6 protein-coding genes are annotated in these 6851 nt (G+C 45.3%); 1 reads left to right on the top strand and 5 read right to left on the bottom strand.

Annotation, left to right across the window (positions count from 1 at the left end; translation table 11 throughout):
* Positions 1 to 144: 144 nt before the first annotated feature.
* Positions 145 to 753, bottom strand: coding sequence for a sugar transferase (locus A4R26_RS05680; protein ID WP_081161902.1), 609 nt, complete (start codon positions 751 to 753; stop codon positions 145 to 147).
* Positions 737 to 1912: a glycosyltransferase family 4 protein gene (locus A4R26_RS05675; protein WP_081161900.1), complete on the bottom strand. Its 1176-nt coding sequence runs from the start codon at positions 1910 to 1912 to the stop codon at positions 737 to 739. The genes A4R26_RS05680 and A4R26_RS05675 overlap by 17 nt, the downstream gene beginning before the upstream one ends.
* A gap of 189 nt (positions 1913 to 2101) precedes the next feature.
* On the opposite strand from A4R26_RS05675, the gene A4R26_RS05670 reads away from it, so the two are divergent.
* Positions 2102 to 3100, top strand: a complete 999-nt coding sequence (locus tag A4R26_RS05670; RefSeq protein WP_081161897.1) for a GNAT family N-acetyltransferase — start codon at positions 2102 to 2104, stop codon at positions 3098 to 3100.
* A gap of 122 nt (positions 3101 to 3222) precedes the next feature.
* Here the strand turns inward: A4R26_RS05670 and A4R26_RS05665 are convergent, their stop codons facing one another.
* The 3 genes from A4R26_RS05665 to A4R26_RS05655 form a co-directional block, all read right to left on the bottom strand.
* Complete coding sequence (locus A4R26_RS05665; protein ID WP_081161906.1) at positions 3223 to 4248, bottom strand: polysaccharide deacetylase family protein; 1026 nt, start codon at positions 4246 to 4248, stop codon at positions 3223 to 3225.
* A 191-nt stretch (positions 4249 to 4439) separates the two neighbouring features.
* Complete coding sequence (locus tag A4R26_RS05660; protein WP_081161894.1) at positions 4440 to 5675, bottom strand: hypothetical protein; 1236 nt, start codon at positions 5673 to 5675, stop codon at positions 4440 to 4442.
* A gap of 11 nt (positions 5676 to 5686) precedes the next feature.
* Complete coding sequence (locus A4R26_RS05655) at positions 5687 to 6850, bottom strand: glycosyltransferase (protein ID WP_081161891.1); 1164 nt, start codon at positions 6848 to 6850, stop codon at positions 5687 to 5689.
* Position 6851: the final 1 nt, after the last annotated feature.

Genomic DNA, 6851 nt, shown 5'->3' with positions numbered 1-6851 from the left:
AAACGAATCATAAAATGGGTCTTAGGGTTTTTAAGAGTTCTAATCTATACTATTTATAAGAATGTTTGTAATAAACTGCAGTGCTTCTGATCAATAAAAGGGTAAATCCCCAGTTACCATTAGGCTTTATATTTAGTCAAAAATTCAATTTCCGGTAAACTTTGTCATGGTCACATGTCCCTGTTGACTAACCCCTTCACTTTTAACGACCTTCGTTAGCGTAAAAACTATAATCTTACAATCGAGTAAAAAGCTCATATTATCTACATACCATACATCCAGTTCAAACTTTTCTTTCCAGCCAATGGCATTGCGGCCATTTACCTGCGCCCATCCGGTAATACCCGGGCGCACTTCATGTCTTCTCTTTTGTGTACTGTTATATAAAGGCAGGTATTCAACAAGCAGTGGGCGGGGCCCTATCAAACTCATTTCACCTTTAATGACGTTGATCAATTGCGGGATCTCATCCAGCGAAGTTTTCCTGATGAACCTGCCCACTGCGGTCAACCGCTCTGCATCTGACAACAAATTACCGGCGGCATCTTTTCTATCGTTCATCGTTTTGAACTTAACCAATCTGAATATGCGCCCGTTCCTGCCGGGGCGCGGCTGTACGAAAAAAGGCTTTCCCTGATTGGCTATGTACAATAGCGCAGTGACGATAATAAAAACAGGTAATAGTAAACTAAAGGCAACAAGGCTTACTATCAGATCGAGAAAACGTTTGAAGTAGTTACGATAAAATTGCATGTTTCTTTAACTGGTCGTGATATTCATTTAACAACAATTCCCAAAGATATTTCTGTTCATAGCGATCGACGATCATCTTCCGGGCATTGGCCTGTAAAGCCAGATATAAGTTTTGATCAGTGAGGAGTTTCTCCATCGCCGTCTGTAACTCGGGCACCCGCTTCACAGGAATGATCAATCCGTTCTTACCATCCCCGATGATCTCATTGCAGCCGTTTATATCGGTCACTATGGAAGGTAAACCAAAACAACCGGCCTGCATGGGTACATTCGGAAAACCTTCTCGGTAGGAAGGAAAGGCCAATGCCTGGCTCATCATTAAATAAGGCCGCACATCCGGTTGAAATCCGGCTTTTATGATAGAATCGTCCTGCTCTATGATCTCTTTTGTAGCGGGCGCCAGTGGGTCGCGGTCGGGTTCGTACGGACCAACCAGCAATAATTTAATATGCGGATATTTCTTTTTGAGCGCACTATAGGCTTCTACCAGTTCTTCAATTCCTTTGTCTTTTACCAGGCGGCCAACATAAACGAATACAAAATCCTTTTCAGTCAACCCATACTTCTTCTTTAACTCACAGGCTGCTTTATCAAGCTCTTCATTGGGTTGAAAGAAGCGGGTGTTGATACCGTTACTGCTTCCATTGCCCAGCACCTTCAGTTTACTGGTTTTACAAAACCTGTTTTCAATAATAAAGGCGCTTAGATGTTTCGAGTTTGGGTAAACCCCTGTAGCACAACTGTAGGTCAACCGCTCTACAAAATCAAGTACTTTTCTTTTCAGCCCGGTATTTTCCATCAGGGGCAAACCGGCTACGGTATGCAGGCGAACAGGTACCCCGGCGAGGCGGCCCGCCAGCATACCCAACAATCCGGCTTTGGGCGTATGCGTATGAACAATAGTTGGCTTTTCCTTTTTCAATAACCGGTATAACTTCCACAATGCTTTCAGATCTTTCACCGGTGTAATAGCACGCGTCATGCTCACAGGCGCCGTTCGCACGCCTTCACGGGCGCCAACCTGTTCAAGTAATTTATCGGGCGAAGAAACAGCCAGCAGATCGAAATGATCAGACATATACCTGAGCTGATCTTTTAGCAGCACACTCAATGAAAGCGGTACGGTTGTTATGCGGATCAGTTTATGTGATGGTTTCATTTTGTGCAATTTGCGTACGTTCCTCGAAGATCCATACGCTATAAAGAATGTTTACTTTAAAACAACAGCGTTGTTGCAATAAGAAAAAAAATTGGATTTTATTTTACAATATGCAGGCAATTGTTTTTATTGGCATTTCAAACCAGCTAAAACATTCACATCGTTTCAATCAATTATAATTTACGAACCATGCAAATACGACCAGCTACCCCCCAGGACAAACCCGCTATGATTGAGTTGTTGAAAAAGTCCCTGGGGGAAGGCCTTATTCCAAAATCAGCATCGCTCTGGAACTGGAAACATGAACAGAACCCGTTCGGCGCTTCTTTTGTTTTGCTGGCTGAAGAAAACGGCACAATTATAGGGCTAAGAGCTTTTATGCAATGGAAATGGAAATGGAACGACACCATTTACAAAGCCATTCGTGCGGTTGATACGGCTACCCACCCCGATCACCAGGGAAAAGGCATATTTAAAAAACTTACCCTGCAACAGCTTGAACTATGTAAACAACAGGGCGTTCATTTCGTTTTCAATACCCCGAACGATCAAAGCCGGCCCGGTTATTTGAAAATGGGCTGGGTTCAGCAAGGTAAAATGCCATTAAAGCTGAAAGTGTTAAACCCTATCGGCCTTGCTTATGCCATTGCCTTTAAAAAAGGTAAAGCCGCAGCCGGTACAGAAGACCCGACACCTTCACAAACCTGGGACCCGCGGGTATTTGATCTGACAGATAAACACGAAGATAAAACAGGTCACCTGAACACGGTGCTTTCTTCTTCGTATATCCGCTGGCGCTACGCCGACAATCCGCTGTTCAGGTATAATTATTTTACCGACTATGAGAACTTCCTGCTCATCGGCCGCATCAAATCCCATTCATTTACCAGAGAGCTGCGCCTGGTCGACTGCATGCTTTTCAACAACGCGTCAAACAACAGGCGCATCAACTCACTGATAAGCAAGGCGGTTCTCCCTTACTGCAAAAAAAATAAAATACAGGTCATTTCATTCTCGGGTCAGCAATACCAAACATACCAATCAGCCCTTAAGTGGATGGGAATAATTCCTGTTCAAAACCGTGGTCCCATTGTTACCCTTAGAGATCTGAATATGAATGAGAAATTCCCCGAATTACTGGAAATTAAAAACTGGGGCTATTCTTTAGGCGATATGGAACTCTTTTAAGTACGCATACCACACAGTCCCGCACATCGCGGGACTATTTTTTCATTTTAAGGGTATAAAATCTAAAGGAATATCCTGTGCCTGTAAATGACTTCTGTAGTACCGGGAAAGCAATATCTTTATTACTGAAGTATTTTCTCAGCGCGTTTTACTTCTTTGCCTGCGGTTTCGCCGCGCATATTTTTATCATACTCACCCATGTTCCAGCTCGTCATGCCATACTTCTCTTTACACTTTTTAAATTCTTTCAGCAACACTTCAAGGCTCTTCAAATTCTGCTCGGGATAATCGCCAAAATTTTCAGGATGCCACCACAGATGATACACTTCTTTTTTGGCTGCAGCGATCCGTATTTCCTGGCACGACCTGCGCAATCTTAATTTATTGGCTAATTCCGATTTCGGCGTCCAGGGACGTAAAAACCGGCTTGCAGGCAATTGCAAAGGTTCACCAGCCGTTACTTTAATGGAACTTAACGGATAGGAAGTTCTTACATTACCAACCTGCACATAGGCATCGGCGGTACGGAACACCCTGCGCAGAAAACCGGCGCCGCCTTCCGTTACCGGCGACCAGAACCAACCGGCCGGGTTGGAGCGAACCGTTTTAATTCCGTTATCATAACATATTTTAAGATACTCGGGATTGAACTGGTTACGTGGGAATACCAGCGACCGCATTGGCGCATTAAACTTCTGAGCCACTTTGGCAGCCGCTTTCAGATCGGCATCAAATGCCATCTTCTCCCGCTGCTGTTCAAGGCAATAGTAATGGCTGAAGGTATGAGTAGCCAGTTCCTGCCCCGGATACTTTAAGATCATAGCCACTTCTTCAGGTGCAAAATGCGCCCATTGGTACTGATCACTCATACCATGCTGCCGTACCCATTTGTAAGCAGAATATTTTTCTACTGCATAGTCAGGCTCTATGGCGGGTTTGTATTCGTTCCACTCCTGCTGGTTTGCGACGAATAAGCTACCAACAGTAGCCCAGGTTACATGCACATCGTATTTTGAAAACATCTCCAGCATCTGCGGAACAATGCGCAACGTATTTTTATAATTGGCCTCACGCGCCTGGCGGTCTCTTTTATCAAAAACGCCCCAGTGTAATTCAAAATCGAGCGATACGGTGAATATTCCTTGCATATAAGTTATAAGTTCTATGTTTATAGTTTTAGGTTCTTTTTCCAGGCCACGAAGGGCAATGGTCAATGGTCAATAGCCTTGCGATTATTCAGATTTTGTTACAACCCTGCGCCTCCCAAATTCAAGCCGATTCCCGATTGCCAACGTACGCCGAGCTGAGGTTTGCCGTTTCACGATTGCCGATTCCCGTCTCACGTCAACGTCCGGCTCGCTATTGCCAACTTGGTTTCTATAACAGGCGGCGCCTCTTCTTCCCTTGCCTGCCTGGCTCTCTGCCGTTTCATTACCTGCTGATGCTTCTTATAATCCAGGAACATAAGGATCACAAAGAAAAGGAAGTACATGATCATGCTTTTTTGCCTGATGATGATTCCCATATTCGACATCGTATTCGACAGGGCAAAAGAGGTAGCTATAAATGTTACGGCGCTTGTTTTCAATAAGGCCGATCCTTTGCGAATGAATTTTATAAACCCTTTCTGGAACAGCTTTGCGGCCAGCGCGAGGTACATCATGTTCTCTACCGATACAACCAGCCCCATGGCGCCCGGCGCATCTACAAACAGCGGGCGAAACCAGAAGGTGAACAGTTTCAGTGGCAGCGGATAATTCGAGATATCGATACCTGAACCCGCTTTTGATAACTCATACGCACGTACGGCCGAAAACTGGTTAAAGCTTTGCATTACATTATCGCCATCGATCTTTGCGAACGCCATGATCTTATCGTACAACAAAACCATTGCGCCCACACTGGCGCCAAACACCAGCAACTTTTGATACAATGGCACTTTTTGCCGCCCGGTGAACAGGCCCACCACAATACCAACGGCCATGAACAGGAATACGTGCGGACGTACGTGATAAATGATCAGCAATCCCAGCAACAGGTGTATTTTCCGGGTCTTTAACTGGCTTAGGCCATACATTACCATGCCCAGCCCCCAGAAAATAATAGACCCCTTACCAAGTGAAACTGTCCAGAAGTGCATATTCGGCAAAAAGATCAAAAGCGCAACCAGGTCAATGCCGAGGAACTTATGCTTGTATCTAAGGTTCTCCTTAAAATAAACATAAAAGAAAACGAACCCCCAGTATCCCATAAACGAAAACAACACGAACATCATTTCAAAGGTAAAACCCAGGTAATTGATAAACGGGTAACCTACAAAATCAATAAACGGCGTTCCGGTGGCATACGCACTGAACCAATCGGCGTAGTTCTGTTGCGGCCGCAGATAATAGTCCTGCGAATCAGACCGCGAGAACATTTGAAATATGTAATAGATGATCGTAAACAACGTATGGAACCAGTACAGGTTTTTCATCATGCCAACCTGAAACCAGGGCAAACGGTGTTTCATCATTTGCAGCATCGGTATCGTTGCCGCAAACAGCAGGATCAACAAAAGTATTCCGCCTATCACAATCCAGAGTTTTATTTGTTAATCAAATCGGTGTAAATATCTTCCAGCTCGGCAACCATCTTTTTCATGCTGAATGAATTGATGACTGTTTCGCGGGCAGCCTGTTTCATACGCGCCACCTCATCTGGCTGCTGCACTAACTGCGACAACCGCTCAACCAGTTGCAGGGGTTGTTCAACAGGAACCAGTAAACCGTTCACGCCATCTTTTATTACCTCGGGTATTCCGCCGGCCGCAGTGCAAACCGGTACGCAGTTCATACTCATGGCTTCAAGCAATGCAATGGGTAACCCCTCAAACTCTGAGCTCATCATGAACATATCCATTGCGGTAAAGTACGGACGGGTTTCGGTTTGCAGTCCCGCGAAGAATACATACTGCTCAGTTCCCAATGCCTTTGCTTTTGCATGCACTTCATCGCGAAGCGGCCCGTCGCCTACGATAATAAAATAAGTACCGGGTTGTTTGGCATGCAGCGCCTTGGCTATTTCGAGCCAGGTGCCCAGCCGTTTTTGCGCCCTGAACACACAGGTAATTCCAATAACGGTAGCGGTAGCCGGAATATTTAACTGCTTGCGGATGTCGATGGCAGCAGTTTGCGTACGGGCATACTTGGCTGTATCGGCCCCGTTGGCCACCACCTGAACCAGTGGTTTTGTTTTCCTGTAGTTTATTTTAATGGAACTGGCCACTTCTGCCGAAACGGCTATCACCCGTTGCTGCAACGGGAAGCTCAGTTTATTCATATAATAGGTGAGCTTGTGGTAGCGCTCCCATTTATTATGTTCTGTATAAACAACCGGCACACCGGTGAGTTTGCCCACCAGGCGGGCCGCCATACCTGCCCATGGCAAGTGGCAATGTATCAGTTGAATGTTGTTCTTACGTACATATGCGGCGATCTTACGTACCGCCAGCAATATCGCGGCATTGTTCTTTGCCTTAACGCAAACTACCTTTCCTCCTTCCTGCTCAATCGCCGGCACCATCTGGTCTTTCCACGGCAGAAAGTAGATATAATGAAATTTGAATTTTTGTTTATCGTGCTGACGCAATGTTTCGGGTAACAACATCTCAGCTCCTCCACGGCCCAGGGATTTAATGATATGCAATACCGGAACAGGTTCCTGCTCCTGGTACATTTGACGGATATAAGTCTTATTCAAAGTATCCATG

Source organism: Niastella populi (assembly GCF_002078015.1).
Classification (GTDB): Bacteria; Bacteroidota; Bacteroidia; order Chitinophagales; family Chitinophagaceae; genus Niastella; species Niastella populi.
Note: the sequence above shows the minus strand (reverse complement) of the source record. Positions and strands in the feature narration are given on the sequence as shown.